This window comes from Ruminococcus turbiniformis (assembly GCF_020687545.1).
GTDB lineage: Bacteria > Bacillota > Clostridia > Lachnospirales > Lachnospiraceae > Mediterraneibacter > Mediterraneibacter turbiniformis.
In genome coordinates, this window is the sequence record NZ_JAJEQX010000083.1 from 1 (window position 1) to 1,912 (window position 1,912).

The window sequence follows — 1,912 nt, forward strand, 5'->3', positions numbered from 1 at the left end:
ATAGGTTGATTGGTGTGTGTGGTAACTCAACAATACAACATATATTCAAAAACTGCTACTTTTTTTTGAAAAAGTTGTGGTTTCATGTACTTAGGGCTAGCCGCCGCACTAGCGGCTTGGTACAATCGGACACATAAAAGGGGTTGTCAAAAGCAGGATGGAAGTCGGTTTTTCTCAATAAGTTTCCATTATTTTGAGTGTTCTTCTGCATATTTAATAAATTCCGGCGTCTTAGACCAGTATTTGATCCCCCAGTTTTCAAAATTCCATTCATCCATATAATCATTACATTCATAATCCACATAATAAAGAACATCATTCTGCAAAATAAAATTTATCGGGAAATAATCTATATTAGTTTTTGCCCTGTACAATAATCGTATATTCTTTTCCATGACATCATAACGCAGGCAGAAGAGCCCTCCAAAACTTTTTACTGTAAAAGGGGACTGTTATTCTCGACAGTCCCCTTTGTTTCCTCTTCTATTCTTCGTTTTTTTCATTAATTCTCTCAAATACCATGTCATATCCGTCGTTTCCGTAATTCAAAGAACGGTTCACCCTGCTGATGGTAGCGGTAGATGCGCCGGTTTTTTCCGCAATTTCCAGATAAGTTTTCTGCTCTCTGAGCATCTTTGCCACTTCGAACCTCTGCGACAGTGAAAGCAGTTCGTTGATAGTACAGATATCCTCGAAAAACAAATAGCATTCTTCTTTATTTTCCAGACTGAGTATCGCCTTAAAAAGATAGTCTACGGCCTCTGTCCTTATTTTTTTACTCATAATACCCTGTCTCCTTTTCAAGCCTGCGGCATAAATGTTTCTGAAGTACAGCTGTATTTTCGCCTCTTGCTCCAGACTGTTTTTATATTTTAACACATTAAACTTTTACAGTCTACCACTTTGTAGCGTTTTATGTATATTCTACAGTCTTTTGTAGAGATTCAGGTATGGTTTCAGCTTCTCAAAGTCTGTCGTAACAACCAGTTCTTCCGGGAACCCGCAGTAATCAAGGATCTTTTCCACGTTTGAAAAATTACCGGCATCCGCATCCACGTGGGCGTCGCTTCCTGTCGTCACCGGTACATCGTACTGCTTACAAAGATCCAGCATGGTCAGAATATTCTCCCTTGTTCCCTTACGGCTGCTCTGAGGCCTCATAGATGAATTATTTATTTCCAGCAATGTTCCGGTCTCTTTCGCTGTTTTTACAATCACTTCATAGTCAAACGGGAAACGTCCGTCATCCGGATGCCCGATGATGTTGATATACGGATTTTTCATCGCTGCCACATAGGCTCTTGTGTTCTCTTCCGGTGTATGTTCCCGGCCATAACATGGGAGATGAATGCTTGCCACAACAATATCCAGTTCCCGGCAGGTTTCCTCCGGAAGATCGATATGTCCATCCGGATTCATGATATTGACTTCCGCTCCCATAAGAAGCCGTATGCCTTCTGCCTGTCTTGGAACCACATCAAGGTTCTGAAAATAAAAAATACCGCACGTACCCGGCATCTCAGGCGCGTGTTCTGTCAGCGCAAGCGCTTCTAATCCTCTGGCCTTCGCTGCTGCTGCCATTTCTCTGATGGTACTGTACGCATGTCCGCTTGCAAGCGTATGCGAATGTGTATCTGCCACAAATTTCATAAATTTCACTCCTTAGCTGAATGTTATTTTGATTACAAAAGTCGTCTTTTAGACACTCTGTCCTTAAAGGATTATAACATATTCTTTTAAGAATACAATTTCCCTGCCGGGAGATAATAACCGTATCTGCAGAACTCGGGAGTTTGACAGTTGAAGAATAAGAAAAATACTTGCAGGCCGCATAAAGCCTGTACTTTTTTTGTCAAATTTCTTATTTTATTATCTAGTAATATTTAGTGATATATGATATAATCAATACAGA

The 1,912-nt window shown here is 40.4% G+C and carries 2 protein-coding genes; both read right to left on the reverse strand.

The features are described from left to right. Positions 1 to 483: 483 nt before the first annotated feature. Positions 484 to 783, reverse strand: a complete 300-nt coding sequence (locus tag LKD70_RS18400) for a YerC/YecD family TrpR-related protein (RefSeq protein ID WP_227709303.1) — start codon at positions 781 to 783, stop codon at positions 484 to 486. Between the two features lie 141 nt (positions 784 to 924). Next, positions 925 to 1,650 carry a phosphatase gene (locus LKD70_RS18405; protein ID WP_227709304.1) on the reverse strand — a complete coding sequence of 242 codons (726 nt, stop codon included), beginning with the start codon at positions 1,648 to 1,650 and terminating at the stop codon, positions 925 to 927. Positions 1,651 to 1,912 lie beyond the last annotated feature (262 nt).

Excerpts from the sequence above, each read along its gene's own strand:
- LKD70_RS18400 (WP_227709303.1), bottom strand. The coding sequence starts at position 783 with ATGAGTAAAAAAATAAGGACAGAGGCCGTAGACTATCTTTTTAAGGCG.
- LKD70_RS18405 (WP_227709304.1), bottom strand. The coding sequence starts at position 1,650 with ATGAAATTTGTGGCAGATACACATTCGCATACGCTTGCAAGCGGACAT.